Source organism: Actinoplanes regularis, from assembly GCF_900188005.1.
Taxonomy (GTDB): Bacteria; Actinomycetota; Actinomycetes; order Mycobacteriales; family Micromonosporaceae; genus Actinoplanes; species Actinoplanes regularis.
The window spans coordinates 293,234-307,650 of record NZ_FZNR01000006.1; the positions used below are offsets into that span (position 1 = coordinate 293,234).

General features: G+C 70.8%; 15 protein-coding genes and 1 pseudogene. 3 read left to right on the top strand and 13 right to left on the bottom strand.

Features of this window, described 5'->3' with window-relative positions; all coding sequences use genetic code 11:
• Nucleotides 1–71: 71 nt before the first annotated feature.
• From CHC09_RS47675 to CHC09_RS18950, 12 genes and pseudogenes are all read right to left on the bottom strand, one after another.
• On the bottom strand, nucleotides 72–728 hold the full coding sequence (locus CHC09_RS47675) for an HpcH/HpaI aldolase/citrate lyase family protein (protein ID WP_244911606.1): 657 nt from the start codon (nucleotides 726–728) through the stop codon (nucleotides 72–74).
• Between the two features lie 144 nt (nucleotides 729–872).
• Nucleotides 873–1,115: pseudogene (locus tag CHC09_RS48845) on the bottom strand (aldolase/citrate lyase family protein); the annotation flags it as partial.
• Nucleotides 1,112–2,272, bottom strand: a complete 1,161-nt coding sequence (locus tag CHC09_RS18905) for an acyl-CoA dehydrogenase family protein (protein WP_089294449.1) — start codon at nucleotides 2,270–2,272, stop codon at nucleotides 1,112–1,114. The gene CHC09_RS18905 and the pseudogene CHC09_RS48845, both read right to left, overlap by 4 nt.
• A complete protein-coding gene (locus CHC09_RS18910) occupies nucleotides 2,272–2,595 on the bottom strand; it encodes a Zn-ribbon domain-containing OB-fold protein (RefSeq protein ID WP_089294450.1) in 324 nt (107 codons plus the stop codon). The genes CHC09_RS18905 and CHC09_RS18910 overlap by 1 nt, the downstream gene beginning before the upstream one ends.
• A complete protein-coding gene (locus tag CHC09_RS18915; protein WP_089294451.1) occupies nucleotides 2,592–3,707 on the bottom strand; it encodes a thiolase C-terminal domain-containing protein in 1,116 nt (371 codons plus the stop codon). The genes CHC09_RS18910 and CHC09_RS18915 overlap by 4 nt, the downstream gene beginning before the upstream one ends.
• Complete coding sequence (locus tag CHC09_RS18920; RefSeq protein ID WP_089294452.1) at nucleotides 3,704–4,072, bottom strand: MaoC family dehydratase; 369 nt, start codon at nucleotides 4,070–4,072, stop codon at nucleotides 3,704–3,706. The genes CHC09_RS18915 and CHC09_RS18920 overlap by 4 nt, the downstream gene beginning before the upstream one ends.
• Nucleotides 4,059–4,520 (bottom strand): FAS1-like dehydratase domain-containing protein, encoded by a 462-nt coding sequence (locus CHC09_RS18925; RefSeq protein ID WP_089294453.1) that lies wholly within the window; start codon nucleotides 4,518–4,520, stop codon nucleotides 4,059–4,061. The genes CHC09_RS18920 and CHC09_RS18925 overlap by 14 nt, the downstream gene beginning before the upstream one ends.
• Nucleotides 4,517–5,479, bottom strand: coding sequence for a RidA family protein (locus CHC09_RS18930; RefSeq protein WP_089294454.1), 963 nt, complete (start codon nucleotides 5,477–5,479; stop codon nucleotides 4,517–4,519). Before CHC09_RS18930 ends, CHC09_RS18925 begins: the two co-directional genes overlap by 4 nt.
• Nucleotides 5,476–6,828, bottom strand: a complete 1,353-nt coding sequence (locus CHC09_RS18935; RefSeq protein WP_239138717.1) for an MmgE/PrpD family protein — start codon at nucleotides 6,826–6,828, stop codon at nucleotides 5,476–5,478. Before CHC09_RS18935 ends, CHC09_RS18930 begins: the two co-directional genes overlap by 4 nt.
• Nucleotides 6,829–7,010: 182 nt before the next feature.
• A complete protein-coding gene (locus tag CHC09_RS18940; protein WP_089294455.1) occupies nucleotides 7,011–8,198 on the bottom strand; it encodes a CaiB/BaiF CoA transferase family protein in 1,188 nt (395 codons plus the stop codon).
• A gap of 114 nt (nucleotides 8,199–8,312) precedes the next feature.
• On the bottom strand, nucleotides 8,313–9,281 hold the full coding sequence (locus tag CHC09_RS18945) for an LLM class flavin-dependent oxidoreductase (protein WP_239138716.1): 969 nt from the start codon (nucleotides 9,279–9,281) through the stop codon (nucleotides 8,313–8,315).
• 304 nt (nucleotides 9,282–9,585) lie between these two features.
• A complete protein-coding gene (locus tag CHC09_RS18950; protein ID WP_089294456.1) occupies nucleotides 9,586–10,050 on the bottom strand; it encodes a MaoC family dehydratase in 465 nt (154 codons plus the stop codon).
• A 52-nt stretch (nucleotides 10,051–10,102) separates the two neighbouring features.
• On the opposite strand from CHC09_RS18950, the gene CHC09_RS18955 reads away from it, so the two are divergent.
• Entirely contained in the window at nucleotides 10,103–10,798 is a 696-nt protein-coding gene (locus tag CHC09_RS18955) for a hypothetical protein (RefSeq protein WP_089294457.1), read from the top strand.
• 356 nt (nucleotides 10,799–11,154) lie between these two features.
• Here the strand turns inward: CHC09_RS18955 and CHC09_RS18960 are convergent, their stop codons facing one another.
• Entirely contained in the window at nucleotides 11,155–11,982 is an 828-nt protein-coding gene (locus CHC09_RS18960; RefSeq protein ID WP_089294458.1) for an IclR family transcriptional regulator, read from the bottom strand.
• A 159-nt stretch (nucleotides 11,983–12,141) separates the two neighbouring features.
• Here CHC09_RS18960 and CHC09_RS18965 point away from each other — a divergent pair, with 159 nt between their 5' ends.
• Together CHC09_RS18965 and CHC09_RS18970 are read left to right on the top strand one after the other, a co-directional pair.
• On the top strand, nucleotides 12,142–13,077 hold the full coding sequence (locus CHC09_RS18965; protein ID WP_089294459.1) for a flavin reductase: 936 nt from the start codon (nucleotides 12,142–12,144) through the stop codon (nucleotides 13,075–13,077).
• A 5-nt stretch (nucleotides 13,078–13,082) separates the two neighbouring features.
• Nucleotides 13,083–14,369, top strand: coding sequence for an acyl-CoA dehydrogenase family protein (locus tag CHC09_RS18970; RefSeq protein ID WP_089294460.1), 1,287 nt, complete (start codon nucleotides 13,083–13,085; stop codon nucleotides 14,367–14,369).
• Nucleotides 14,370–14,417: the final 48 nt, after the last annotated feature.

Consider the following 14,417-nt stretch of genomic DNA (forward strand, 5'->3'; position numbering starts at 1 on the left):
CTTCCCGGCTGACGCCCAGTTATGACGCGCGAGACTTGACGAGTTCGGCGGCTGGTTGGCCGAGATATGGGTCAGGAATGGGTGGTGTAGGCGAGGGTCCGGCGGGCGTGGCGGATTACGGCGAGGTCGACCATGCGGCCGCGGGCGTCGAGGCAGACGCCGCCGGCGGCGGAGTCGAAGCGGGTGATCAGGTCTCGGGCGGCGGCGATCTCGGACTCCGACGGGGTGAAGACCGCGTGGACGATGGGGAGTTGGGCCGGATGGATGCAGGCGCGGCCGTGGAATCCGAGACGTTTCAGGGCCTGGGTGGAGCGGCGTAGCGCGTCGAGGTCACGGAAGTCGGTGCTGACGGCGGCGGCCGGCGGTTCGATCCCGGCAGCGGCCGAGGCGAGGACGACCGTGGAGCGGACAAGCAGGAGTTCGCGCTCGTCTTCGCCGGGGGTGACGCCGAGTTCGGCGGCCAGGTCGGCTTCGCCGATCTGCATCCGGGTCACCCGGGGCGCGGCGGCCATCTCGGCGGCGGCGAGGATCGCCTGCGGAGTTTCCAGCAACGGTACGATCCCCAGCGCACCGCCCGGGTCGGCCTCATTGAGCAGCTCACCGAGGGCGAACACCTGATCCGGCGACGCCTTGGCCACCACCAGCCCGCGTAAGGCCGGGACCGGTGCGGCACCCGCCGAGCAAGCCGCCGCAGGCCCGGAGACCTCGGGCAGAACCGGAGCCGGCACGGCACCCCCCGACCGAGCAACCGCAGGCCCGGAGACCCCACCCAGAGCCGAAGCCGGCACAGCACCCCCCGACCGAACAGCCGCAGGCCCGGAGACCCCACCCAGAGCCGAAGCCGGCACAGCACCCCCCGACCGAACAGCCGCAGGGCCGGGGGTCAGCAGCTCACGGGCGTCGTCGAGGCCGGCGGGACCGGCGTTCACCCGGACCCAGACCGGGGCGTCCGACGGGAGCGTCCACAACCACTCGGAGACCGCCGCGCGGGCCGCGGACTTCTCCGCCGGTGGGACCGCGTCCTCCAGGTCCACTATCAGCGCGTCCGCGCCCCGGCTCAGTGCTGACGCCAGCATCGCCGGCCGGTTCCCCGGCACGTACAGGAAGGATCTCATCCGATCGTCGCTTTGCCGGCGAGCAGTGAGCGTGCGATGACGACGCGCTGGATGTCGTTGGTACCCTCGCCGATCATCATGAGCGGGGCGTCGCGGTAGAGGCGTTCGACGATGAATTCCTTGGAGTAGCCGTACCCGCCGTGGATCTGCATGGCGTTCAGCGCGCAGCTGACCGCGGCCTCGGAGGCGAACGCCTTGGCCATGCCGGCCTCCATGTCGACGCGATGGCCGCCGTCGGATCGGGCGGCCGCCCAGTAGACCAGCAGGCGGGCGGCCTGGACCTGGGACGCCATCTCGGCGATCTTCAACTGGACAGCCTGGAAGTCACCGATCGGCTGGCCGAAGGCGTGCCGGGAGCGGGCGTAGCTCAACGCCTCGTCATAGGCGGCCTGGGCGATGCCGAGGGCGCGGGCGGCAACGTTGAGCCGGCCGGTCTCCAGGCCGGACAGCACCTGCTGCATACCGCGACCCTCGACCCCGCCGAGCAGCCGGGCTCCCGGCACCCGGACGTCCTCCAGTAGCACCTCGCACGACTCGGTGCCCCGGTAGCCGAGTTTGGGCAGGTCACGTTCGACGGTGAAGCCGGGGGTGCCGGCGTCGACCAGCAGCACCGACATGCCGCGGTGAGCGGGCTCCTCGTGGGACGTCTTGCAGAGGACCGGAAGGGGGTCGGCGTGACGGGCGTTGGTGATCCAGGTCTTGCGTCCGTTGAGCACATAGAAGTCGCCGTCGCGGACCGCGGTCGTGGTGATGCCCTGCAGGTCGGTGCCGGCGTCCGGTTCGGTGAGGGCGATGCCGGTGCGGCGTCTGCCCGTCGCCAGGTCCGGCAGGTAGCGGGCCTTCTGCTCCGGGGTGCCGTGCCGGGCGATCAGCCAGCAGGACAGCGAGTGGCTGCCGAGGATGCCGGCGACGCCCATCCAGCCCTTGGCGATCTCCTCGAAGACCAGCGCGAAACTGATCATGTCGGTGCCCAGGCCGCCGTACTCCTCGGGGATGGTGAGTCCGAAAAGGCCCAGCTTCCGCATGGTTTCGACGATCTCCGTGGGATAGCGGCCGGAGGCTTCCCACTCCCTGGCGACCGGGCGGATCTCCCGGTCCACGAAGTCGCGCAGCACGTCGCGGAACAGCTGCTGCTCGTCACTGAGTTCGAAGTCCATCATCTGCTCCTGGTGGACGGCGGGTGATGATGACCGGGGATCCAGACCGGGAGCGGATCCCGATGGACGAACCGAACCGGCTGGTCACAGCGAGGTTCGGGGTTGTCGGCCAGGTGGCCGAGCACGATCGGGCCTTCGACGAGCCGGATCCGGGCGACGATGTACGGTGCCGCCGCCCGGTGCACGACGGTGAAGCTGTCGACGTTTCCGTTGCCGGTGACCGGAGCATCCCCGAGGTTTTCCGCATCACCGCAGGTCAGGCAGATCGGACGGCCCGGGTGCTGCCAGCGATCGCAGGCCAGGCATTTCTGGATCACGATCATCGGCGGTCCACTCCGAGGATCAGGGTCGCGTGGCTGGAGAGGATCCCGCCGGTCCCGTGGACCAGGGCGGTGGCAGCCCCGGGGACCTGCCGCTCCCCGCACTCACCGCGCAGCTGGCGCACGGCTTCGACCAGCAGCAGCACCCCGAACTGCCCGGGATGGCAGTAGGCCAGGCCGCCGCCGGTCGTGTTGTGCGGGACGGTGACGCCCAGCCCTTCACCGGGCGCCGCGAACCCCAGCGCCTCCAGCCCGAGCGGCACCGAGATCGTGAACGAGTCGTACAACTGCACCACGTCGATCTCCGAGGGTCGCAGGCCCGCGCGGGCGAACGCCCGCTGTCCGGTATCGATCGCCCCGGTCCGCAGCAGGTCGGCAGCGGACGTCATCGACGTGTGGGTCAGTTTCTCCCCGTACCCGAGCACTGTCACCGGTTCGCGTGGCAGGTCCCGGGCCCGGTCGAGCGAGGTCATCACGATCGCCCCGCCCCCGTCGGTGACCAGGCAGCAGTCCAGGGCCCCGAGCGGCGACGAGATCAGCTCCGCGGCGAGCACGTCGTCGACGGTGAGCGGCCCCTTCCCGTACGTCCAGGCCGCCGGGTTCCGCTGGGCCCGTGCCCGGGCCGCCACCGCGACCCCGGCCAGGTCCGCGCGTCGCAGACCGTGCACGTGGAGGTACCGCTGGGCGACCATCGCGTAGTAGGAGATCGGGTAGAGCGGCCGGAAGGGCTCTTCCCAGGACGCCTCCGGTGTGCCTTCGGTGTAGACGCCGGTCAGGTTGCGGCTGCGGGCGGAGCGCTGGTTGCTCGCGTACGAGATGACGACTGTGGAGCACTGGCCGGCCGCGATCGCCTGGGCCGCCCGTGCCACGTACATCTCGAAGACCGCCCCGCCCTCGAACGTCGAGTCGCACCAGAACGGCTGAATCCCGAGGTAGTCGGCGATCTGGGTGGCGGAGAACCGCGAGATCCCGTTGGTGGCGATCCCGTCCACGTCCGCCAACGTCAGCCCGGCGTCCGCCAGCGCCCTGGTCACCGCCTGTGTCTGCAGCTCCAGGACCGTCTTACCGGTCTTGCCGAGGTCGCACTCCGCGGCACCGGCGATGGCGACGCTCACGGCAACCGCAGGGTCGCCGAGGCCGGTGCGACCGCGGTCCGCCCGTCCGCGACGACCTCGACCCTCAGGTCCAGCTCGACAATCTCGTCCGAGGAGGCGGTGACCGATCCCACGCAGCGGATCGTCTCTCCCGCGAAGACGAGGTTCTTGAACCGGAACGACAACTCGGAGATCGAGGAGCTGGGGAACCACTCCCGTAGCGCGATCGCCAGATAGGCCCCGAACACCTGCCCGTCGACCACCGGTTTCCGGAGCCCGCGCTCGGCCAGATAGTCCGCGTCGTAGTGCAACTTGTGCCAGTCCCAGGTCGCCCCGGCGTACGCGATCATGTCCGGCTGATCGATCGTCCACTCACGCTGATACATAGATCAGGGTCTCCTCGTTCACGGCGAGCAGCCGTCGCTCCTGGTCGGTGTACTCGGCGATCGAGGTGACCACCAGCATCCGTTTCCCGCTGCCGGTGACCCGCTCGGCGATGTCGTCGAGCCGCCACTTCGCGGTGATCACCGTGTCCGGTCCGGCCGGATGCAGGAACCGGTAGGAGTTCCCGCCGCGCACCAGTCGGGTACCGGGCACGATCAGGTGCCAGCCGTGCCCCGCATAGCCGTCCGCGTCCCGGGGCAGCCCCGCGTACTGATTGGTCTCGCAGATCAGCGTCGGCGGCGCGACGTCACCGGCCAGGTGAGCCGGGTCGGTATCGCCGGTGGCCAGCGCGAAGTACCGGATCGCCGCTCGACCCAGGGGCTCCGGGGCGGTGTAGCTCACCTCCTCCCCGATCCGGGCGGCCAGCGCGGGCGTCAGGAGGCTGCTCACTTGAGCACCGCCGTCGGCACGGTCTCGATCAGGAACTCCGGCCGCAGCAACGCGGAGCAGACGAGGGCGTCGACCACCGCGTTCGGGAAGTGCCGTTTGCGCAGGACAGCGGTGGCCGGATAGTCCGCGACGGCGGCCGGCGTCAGGTATTCCACCAGATGCGTGACGTCCTCGCCGGTCGCACCGCCGCAAGCCAGCACGGCCTCGATGCCGCGGTAGACATAGGCGGTCTGTGCCGTCAGGTCGCCGGCGTGCAGGGCCTGTTGACTGACCGGGTCGAGCGCCCCGAACCCGGCACCGAAGATCTTGTCTCCGGCCCGGACCGCCGGTTTGTAGGTGAGTGTGTCGTATCGCGCCCAGCCCGGATTCAGCACTTGCAGCGGGCCGGTCGCGGCGATGGCGTCCAGGGCGACCCGGGCGCCCGGTGCCACCGGCGCGTCGACCAGGATCCCGGCCGCTCCCGGATGAACCGGCCCGGTGCCGAGCACTTCCTTGCGGGGCCGCCCACAGCGCGGATATTCGGTGCGGGTGGCGGTCGCCGTGTAGTCGACCGTCCGGACCAGCGATTCCGGACCGAGACCGGCCCCGGCCAGCAGGCCGACGATCCGGTCCAGACACCACCGGTACTGCTCCCGGAAGTCGCCCTCGGTGGTGAAGACGCCGGGCAGGTAGGCGACCCCGTCGGCTACCCGAACGCCGTCGCCGGCCGGCTCGCCGCCGCCCGGGCAGACGGTCACCCCGAGGGCGTAGGGCGCGTCGCTACCGACGACGGCCTCGACCGGCACCCTGGACACCGGCACCGGAGGGCCGGACAGAACTTCCGCGCGAGCGGCGTCCAGGCCGTCAAAAGAGCTCGCATACTCGGTGAGGTGCACGACGTCGGACACGCTCAGGCCGGCGGCACCGAGCGCGGCCACGAGCCGTGGATAGCCCGGCACCAACGGCAGTTGGACGGTCATGTCAAGCACCCTTCGATCGCGTCGAGCAGGCCGGCCGCGCCCGCCCCGGTCCCGACCGCGGCAAGCACCGCGTCGGCGGCCGGTCCGAGGTTGGCAACGGCTTTGGCACGAATATCCCGCGCGGCCTCGCCGTCCACACCGGCCGGAAGTACGGGTGCCCCGGCCGAAGGAAGGGCGGCAGCGGCCGGGGAAAGCGGGAGGCTGGCTGCATGAAACGGAACGATGCTCTGCCTCCCAGCAGCGGTGACGATCCCGGGCGCCGCGGCCGCCGGGCCGTCGGCCGCACCGACGCGCACGACGATCCGGGCCGCGAGGGCGAGCACCTCCGGCCGATCGAGGTTCTCGAAGGTGTCCAGCCCGACCCGCCCGTCGACGATCGCCGCCGCGACACACCAGTACACGCTGAACTTCGCCTCGTACGCGCTGCGTGGCCGACGCTTCTCCGGCCCGGCCACGATCGGTACGGCGTCCGGGTGCAGGGTCACGGTCACGGTGTCGGGCAGGCTCCCGGCGAAGGCCCGGGCCGCGTCGATCGAGGCGTGCGTGAGCTGGCACGCCGGATACAGCTTGATCGCAATCCGGGTCGTCTCCCAGCGCTCGCCCAGCTCGCCGGTCAGGACCGCCTCGTCGGGTGCCCGGCCGGTCATGGCTTGGAACAGGCCGTAGGGACCGTCGAGGGACCCGGCCGGGCCGGTGGCTCCAGCGGCGGCGAGCCGGGCGGCGAGGATGCCGTTGGCCACCGCGGTCCCCGGGTGCAGCTGCTTGGTGCTGGCCGGGCTGTGCAGGAACTCCAGGAGGCCGCTCGCCCCGCTCGCGGCGATCCCGATCGCGTGGATCATCGCGGGGGTGGAGAGGCCGAGCAGCTTGCCGCTGGTGACGGCGGCGGCGACCGGGCCGCACATCGAGGTGGCGTGCAGGCCGCGCGTGTGAAAGGCGTGCGGCGCGGCCGCGCCGAGCCGGCAGACAACTTCCAGACCCACGACGAGTGCGGTGATCAGGTCTGCGCCGCGGCTCCCGGTCTGCTCCCCGATCGCCAGAGCCGCCGGTACGGTCACCGCGCTCGCGTGGACGAGCCCGCCCGGATGGGTGTCGTCGTAGTCGAGCGCATGGACCGCCACCGCATTCCCGAAGCCCGCCGCGACCGCGCCCACCCGCTCGCCGGTGAAGAGCCGTGCCTCGGGCGGCCCGGCGAGTCCCGCCGCGACGGTCAGCGCCGGGCCAGCGGCGCCTCGGCGGATCCCGGCGACCGCGCAGCCCACGGCGTCGGCCAGGTGGGTACGCGCTGCCTCGACGACCGGGGCGGGCAGCATGTCGAAGTCCAGCCCGGCCGCCCACCTGGCGAGCGTCACCGCCGCCGGTTCCCCAGAAGCCCCGGGCCGGCGGCCCGAAGCCCCAGGCCGGTCACCGGAAGCCCCGGGCCGCCCGCCAGGAGCCCCAGGCCGCCCGCCAGGAGCTTCTGGCCGGCCACCCGGAGCGGCATGCCAGCCGCCGGGGGCCTCCGGTGACCGGTCGTCAGGGGCGCGTTGCTCGATCACCCGAAGGCTCCCGCGTCCCGGAGTGCCTCGACCCGGTCGGGCGGGTAGCCGAGCAGGTCAGCAACGTACTCCAGATCCTCGCCGCGGCGGGGTGCCCGGCGGTAGGACGGCGTCTGGTCGCCTACCCGGACCGGCGAGGCGACCTGCCTGATCGTGCCGTAGTGCGGATGTTCGGTCTCTACGACGAGTCCGCGGGCGATCGTGTGCGGGTCGCGCAGCGCGGCCTCGACGTCGTTGACCGGTCCGCACGGGACGCCGGCCGGTTCGAGTTCGGCGAGCCAGTCCGCCGCGTTCCGGGTCACGAAGATCGCCTCGAGGAGGGGGAGCAACTCCGCGGCGTGTTCGCGGCGGTCGGCGAAGGTGGCGAACCGCGGGTTCCGCAGCGCCGGGTCGTCGAGGAGGTCGACGAGACGATGCCAGAACTTCTCCTTGGCGCAGCCGACCACGATCCAGCCGTCGGCGGCCGGGAAGAGCTGGAACGGCACCAGCGACGGGTGCGCGGAATGCCGGGTGCGCGCGGGTGTGAAGCCGGCGTTGAGGTGCCAGGCGGCCGGGTAGGTGAGCATGCCGATCGCGGTGTCGAAGAGGCTCAGGTCGCAGTCCATGCCGTAACCGTCGCGGCGGGCCGCGTGCACGCCGGCGAGCAGCGAGATCGCCGCGACGAAGCCGCCGGAGAAGTCCACGATCGACAGGCCGGACTTGGTGGGTGGGCCGCCGGGCTCACCGGTCAGGTCCATCCAGCCGGCCAGGCCCTGAAGGATGTAGTCGTACCCGGGCTGTTGCGCGCGCGGCCCGGTCATGCCGAAACCGGTGAGCGAGCAGCAGACGATGCTCGGGTTGATGTGCTTGAGCTGGTCGTACGTGATTCCGATCTTGGAGGGGACGTCGCCGCGCAGGTTGGAGTAGACCGCGTCGGCGTGGCGGACGAGGTCCTCGAAGACCTCGCGGCCGGCGGGGCTCGCGAGGTCCAGCGACAGGGACCGCTTGCCGCGGTTGAAGGTCTCGAAGAAGAGCGAGTCCTCGCCGTGCTGGTAGGGCGGGACGTAGCGGCCGACGTCACCGCCGGTGCCCGGTTCCTCGATCTTGATGACATCGGCGCCGAGGTCAGCCAGGTGCACCGAGCCGAACGGGCCGGCGCCGTACTGCTCGACCGCGATGATGCGAAGGTCCTCGAGAGGTCTCATGCCACGCTCCCACCGAACTGCCCAACCGCGATGGTGCGAAGGTTCTCGAGAGGTCTCATACCGCGCTCCCGCCGAACGGCTCGACGGCGATGGTGCGAAGGTTCTCGAGGGGTTTCATGCCGTGCTCCCGACCAGTTCGAGCAGGTTCTGCTGTGCGGCCCGGGTCTCCTCGACGGGCAGGCCGTAGGAGGGCGGGGAGAGTTTGAGCGCGTCGGCGCGGTCCGTGAAATCGGTCAGGCGGGCCGCGCACTGAGCCGCGGTGCCGGCGATCGTGTAGTAATCGATCATCTCGTCCGGGATCAGGTCGCCGAGCAGGTCGGCCTGTCGACCGCCGTGCAGCGCCGCGGCAGCGGCGGTGGCGACCGCGCCGAAGCCGGCCCGTTCGAAGCCGCGGGCGTAGGACTTGACCGAGGCGTAGAAGCCGACCACGTTCGCCGCCCGGCGACGTGCTACGCCCGGGTCCGGGTCGACCGAGCAGCAGGCGGCCGCGACGACGTCGAAGCCGTCACGTTTCAGTGCTGGAAGTTCGGACGGCGGGCACAGTTCGTGCGCGATCCAGCCGTCCGCGATCTGACCGGCCAGGGCGATCATGGCGGGGCCGACCCCGGCCAGGTAGATCGGGATTCGCGGGCGGGCCGGCGGGTAGGGCCGGCGCCAGCCGCGGACCCGGATCGACTGGACGCCCCTGTGGATGATCGGGTCGCCGCCGGCCAGGACCGCCCGGACGATCGCGACGGTGTCACGCAGCCGGGGCACCGGACGCTCGAACGGCACCCCGTGCCAGTCCTCGTTGAGCCGGGCGACCCCGGTGCCGAGCCCGAGCCGGAACCGTCCCTCGGAGAGTTCGTCGAGATCGGCGGCGGCCAGGGCGGTGAGCATCGGACTACGGGCGAAGGCCAGGGCGATGCCGGTGGCGACGCCGATCCGCGACGTGGCGGTGGCCAACGCGGCCGCCGTGACGAAGGCGCTCCGGTGCAGTTCCGGGGCCCAGACCACCCCGGCGCCGGCGTCCTCCGCGGCACGTGCGGCCGCCTGCGCCTCGGCGAGCGTCTCGCCCCAGGGCTGCACGTCGAGACGGATCATCGCGCGACCACCCACGACTCAGCGAGCGTCCCGCCCCGAGGGTGTATGTCGAGGCGGATCAACGCGCGACCACCCACAACCCGATGAACATCCCGCCCCGAGACCGCATGACGAGACGGATCCCGCGCGACCGCCCACGACGCGGCGAGCGTCCCGCCCCGAAGCTGCATGACGAGGCGGATCAACGCGCGACCACCCACAACCCGATGAACATCCCGCCCCGAGACCGCATGACGAGACGGATCCCGCGCGACCGCCCACGACGCGGCGAGCGTCCCGCCCCGAGGGTGCATGTCGAGGCGGATCATCGTGCGGCCGGGCCGTGACCGCTTTTGTACACCATCATCGAGCGGGTCCAGGTGATCACGTCGACGTTGTCCTGGTTGAAGCCGGTGGTGAAGACCTTGACGATCCCCGCGTACGGCCGGGACTTGGATTCGCGCAGGTCGAGGACGGTCGAGCAGGCATAGATGGTGTCGCCGACGAAGACCGGGTTCGGCATCCGGATCTCTTGCCAGCCCAGGTTGGCGAACGCGTGCTGGCTGACGTCCGGCACCGACAGGCCGGTCACGATCGCCACCGTCAGGGTCGAGTTGACCAGCAGCTTCTTGTACGGCGTCCCGGCCGCGTAGTCGGCGTTGAAGTGTGACTGGTTGGTGTTCAGCGTCAGCAGCGTGAACCACGTGTTGTCGGCCTCGGAGATGGTGCGGCCGAGCGGGTGGCGGTAGGTGTCACCGACGGTGAAGTCTTCGTAATAGCGGCCGAGCATGCGGCGAACCTAGCACTTGTTCCGCACAGCGGAATAGTGTTTCCATTCAACTATGCTTGCGGCGTTCCTCTTCCTGCACATCGTGCTCATGGTCTTCTGGCTCGGCGGCGACCTCGGCGTCTTCTACTCCAGCAGGTACGTCATCGACCCGTCGCTGACCCCGGCCGCCCGGCTGACCGCCTTGAAGATCATGTCCGGATTGGATCTCGGGCCGAAGATCTGCCTGATCCTCTTCCTGCCCAGCGGCCTGACCCTGATCTCCCTCGACGCGCACGGCGGGTCGCTGTTCGGGATCCACCTGCTGCCGTGGTGGCTGCTCGTTCCGCTGTGGATCGGCGCGCTCGTCTGGGTCCGCCTGATGTACGTCGACCACCACACCCCCGGACAGCACCCGCTGGTCCGGCGGATCGACCGGCTGATCCGGATCGCGGTGATCACCGGAATGGCGGCGACCGGCGTCTACACCCTGATCGCCACGCATCCGTTCGGCGTGGACACCAACCCGAAATGGCTGGGCGGGAAGGTCCTGCTCTACTCCCTGGCGATCGCGGCGGGGCTGGGGATCCGGCGGACCCTGCGGCCGTTCGGCGCCGCATTTTCCAAGATCATGGCCGGCGGTACGGACGATGCGACCGAGGCGGTGCTCAAGCAAAGCGTGAACGGCTGCCTCCCGTACGTCTGGGCCATCTGGCTCTCCGTCCTTCTGGCCGGATTGCTCGGCGTCGCCAAGCCCCTCGCGAACCTCTGACTCCCGCCCGAAAAGCGCGCCAACCCGAAGCCGCCAGCCCGACGAAGCGGGCACCAGCCCGACGAAGCGGGCACCAGCCCGAGCGAGGTAGTCGCCCCTGGCCAAGCGGGCATCAGATCGAGCGAGACGAGCACCCGTCAGGCCAGGCGAACATCAGACCGAGCGAGACGAGCACCCGTCAGGCCAGGCGAACATCAGACCGAGCGAGACGAGCACCCGTCAGGCCAGGCGAACATCAGACCGAGCGAGGCGAGCGCCCCCAGACCAGGTGGGCACCAGACCGAGCAAGGCGAGCGCCCCCGGACCAGACGAACATCAGACCGAGCAAGGCGAGCACCCACCAGACCAGACGAACATCAGACCGAATACCCCAGTTGCGCGGAGATCCGCCCGGCGCAACCCAGCAGGTCGGCGACCACGTCCGGATCGGCCTCCGGCTTGAACCGCAGCGCCGGCCCGGCCACGCTGAGCACCGCGACCACCCGCCCGTCATGATCGAAGATCGGGGCCGCGATCGAAGCGGCTCCGGCCTGCCGCTCCCCGAGCGACGTGGCATAACCCCGCTTCCGTACGGCGGCCAGGTCTTTCCGCAGCTTGGCCGGCTCCGTGATGGTCCTGTCGGTGACCGCCGCCAGCGGGTGCCGGGCAAGGTAGGCGTCCAGTTCGAAGTCGGGCAGGAATGCCAGGAACGTCTTGGACGAGGCGCCCGCGTTCAACGGGAACGGGATGCCGAGACTGACCTCGAGCCGCAGTTCCTGGTCGGGCACGACCTGGTCCACGTAGAGCCGGGTGTCGCCGCGCCGCAGCGAGAGCGTGGCGGTCTCGTCGGTGCGCTGGGAGAGGAACTTCAGCTCCGGTGCGGCCATCGCGCGGACGTCGGTGCGGGCCAGGTACGCCCGGCCGAGCGCGACGGCGGCGTGCCCGAGCGCGTACCGGCGGGTGGCCGGGTCGACGGTGATCAGCTCGCGGCTGCGCAGCGCGGTGAGGATGCGGTGCACGGCCGCCTTGGTCAGGCCGAGCGCGGTGGCGATCTCGGTGACCCCGAGGTCGGGCTGCTCGGCGCGGCCGAAGTAGAGCAGGACGTCCATGGCGCGCTCGACCGCGGCGATCGACCGGGACTGACCCTCTTCCTCGGACGGCGCGGCCGGGGCGGGGTCGGGCGTCGAAGCTGGTCGGCCTGGCATGGCGAAACTCCCCCGGAACAGAAATGGAACAAGCCTCGGCGAAGCCGCGGTATGACTCCCGCAGCCTAGCCTGCCATTTCGCACCGCGAAACGCTGTACCACTCCGGCATTGACAGGCCCCCGCCGACCTCGTTACCTTCGCGGTAACACGGTTTCCCCATGCGAAACGAGGGTCGCCTGGTGTCGGTCGACGACGCGACGTTCCGATCCGTCCTCGGGTTGTGGCCGAGCGGTGTGTGCGTGGTGACCACGATCGGTCCCCACGGGGTGCACGGGATGACCGCCAGCTCATTCTCCTCCGTCAGCCTGGACCCGCCGCTGGTCTCCGTCTGCCTCGGCAACCACCTGCCCAGCCACGCCCTGCTCGGCGCGGCCGGCAGGTTCGCGATCAGCTTCCTCGGCAAGGACCAGGCGCACATCGGCCGCCGGTTCGCCGGCCAGGACCGTGACATCACCGACCGGTTCACCGGCCTCGACTGGGTCACCACCCCGAACGGCTGCCCGGCGCTCGCCGACGCGGTCGCCTGGCTGGACTGCAAGGTCGCGCACGCCTACCCGGGCGGTGACCACACCATCTTCGTCGGCGAGGTGACAGAGGCGGCCACCCCACGGGTGATCTCGCCGTTGCTGTTCCATTCACGGAACTGGGGTCAGGTCGCCGACCCGCTGCCGGCCGCGATCCACCTCTACGTCGACACGCCCCTCGGTGACCGGGCCGGACAGGTTCGGGACGCGTTCGCCCCCGGCCGCGAGGGCGAGGTGCTCGACACCATCGGCGAACTCGCCGCGCTGGGCCTCGACGAGATCGTCTGCGTCGAGTCGGCGACCACCCCCGCCTCCCCGCTGCAGGTGCGCCGGGTGCTGCAGGACGCGGTGGTCCGGGCCCGGCCGGCGACGCTGCGCGTGCGGTTCGACGGCCGCAACCGGCTCGCCCTGGTCAACGCCCTGGTCGCGATGAAGAGCGGGGTCGCCCGCTTCGACGTGCTCACTCGAGAGCCGGGCGCCGCCGGGCTGCCGCTGGACGACCTGCTGCACCTGGCCCGCCAGCTCGATGTGGCCCATTTCCGTTCCGACCTCGCCCAGATCAGGGAGTGACACCGATGGCCGACCGACTCACCGGCGAGAAGCTCGTCGACGACATGACCGTCGAGGAGAAGGCCCGTGCCGCCCTCGTCGAGCAGGTGCTGCCGGCGCTGCGGGCCAAGGCCGAGCAGGCCGACCGGGACGGCGCGTTCCCCCGGGAGCACATCGACACGCTGCGGGATGCCGGCCTGCTCGGCCTGATCGTCCCCGAGGAGTACGGCGGCCTCGGCGGCACCCTGCGTGACCTGGCCGCCGCCACCTACGCGATGGGCAGCGCCTGCCCCTCCACCGCGCTCGCCTTCTTCTTCCACAACACCTCCGCCTCCCGGGGGCTGCTGCCGCTGGAGGCGATCGAGGCCGGCCTCTTCGACGCCGGCGAGGTCCCGGTGGTGCGGGCGTTCGCGGAGAAGGTGCTGCGGCTGATGTCCGGTGGCGCCTGGCTGGCCAACTTCGCCAGCGAGTCGGTGAAGTCCTCGGGCGCCAACATCGCGATCGCCACCACCGCGGTCGCCACCACCCGCGACGGGGTGGACGGCTGGGAGCTGACCGGGGAGAAGTCGTTCGGCTGCGCGACCGGCATCGCCGACCACTACCTGGTCACCGCCCGCCTCGACGGGACGACGACCGCCGACGGCCTGGTCATGTTCCTGGTCCCGCGGGAGGCGCCGGGCGTCACCGAGCGGCCGTTCTGGGACGGGCTCGGCATGCGCGGCAGCGCCAACCACGGGATCCGGCTGGACCGGGTGTTCATCCCGCGCGACGACGCGCTGACCGTGCCGGGCGCGTTCGTGAAGATGCTGCGGTGCAGCCGGGGCAGCTTCGTCGGCAACCAGCTCGCCATCACCGCTGTCTACGTGGGCGCGGCGCAGGGCGTCTACGACGACACGCTGAACCGGCTGACCCGCAAGACGTTCGCGGACACCGGCAAGTCGATCGCCGAGTCGCCGATGCATCAGGTGATCATCGGCAACATGACCGAGAGCCTGGAATCGGCGTACCTGTGGCTGCGCCGCCAACTGCTGCTGGAGACCTGCGAGCCGCCGATCGCGACCAAGTCCGAGGTGTATGCCCAGTGGCGGATCGCCAAGGGCTCGATCTGCCAGGCCGCGTTCGACGTGGCGGTCGGCGCGCTCAAGGCGTCCGGCACGTCGAACGCGACAATGAACGGCGTCGTCGGCCGGGCCCTGCGGGACTTGTCGATGGGCCTGGTCATGACGTTCCCGCCGGAACGCGGGCGCCTGGAGGCCGCCTCGGTGATCACCTCCAACAAGGCGAACGAGCTGTTCGCGAGCGTGACGAAGTGAACGAGCGTGACCAAGTGAACGAGCGTGACCAAGTGAACGAGCGTGACC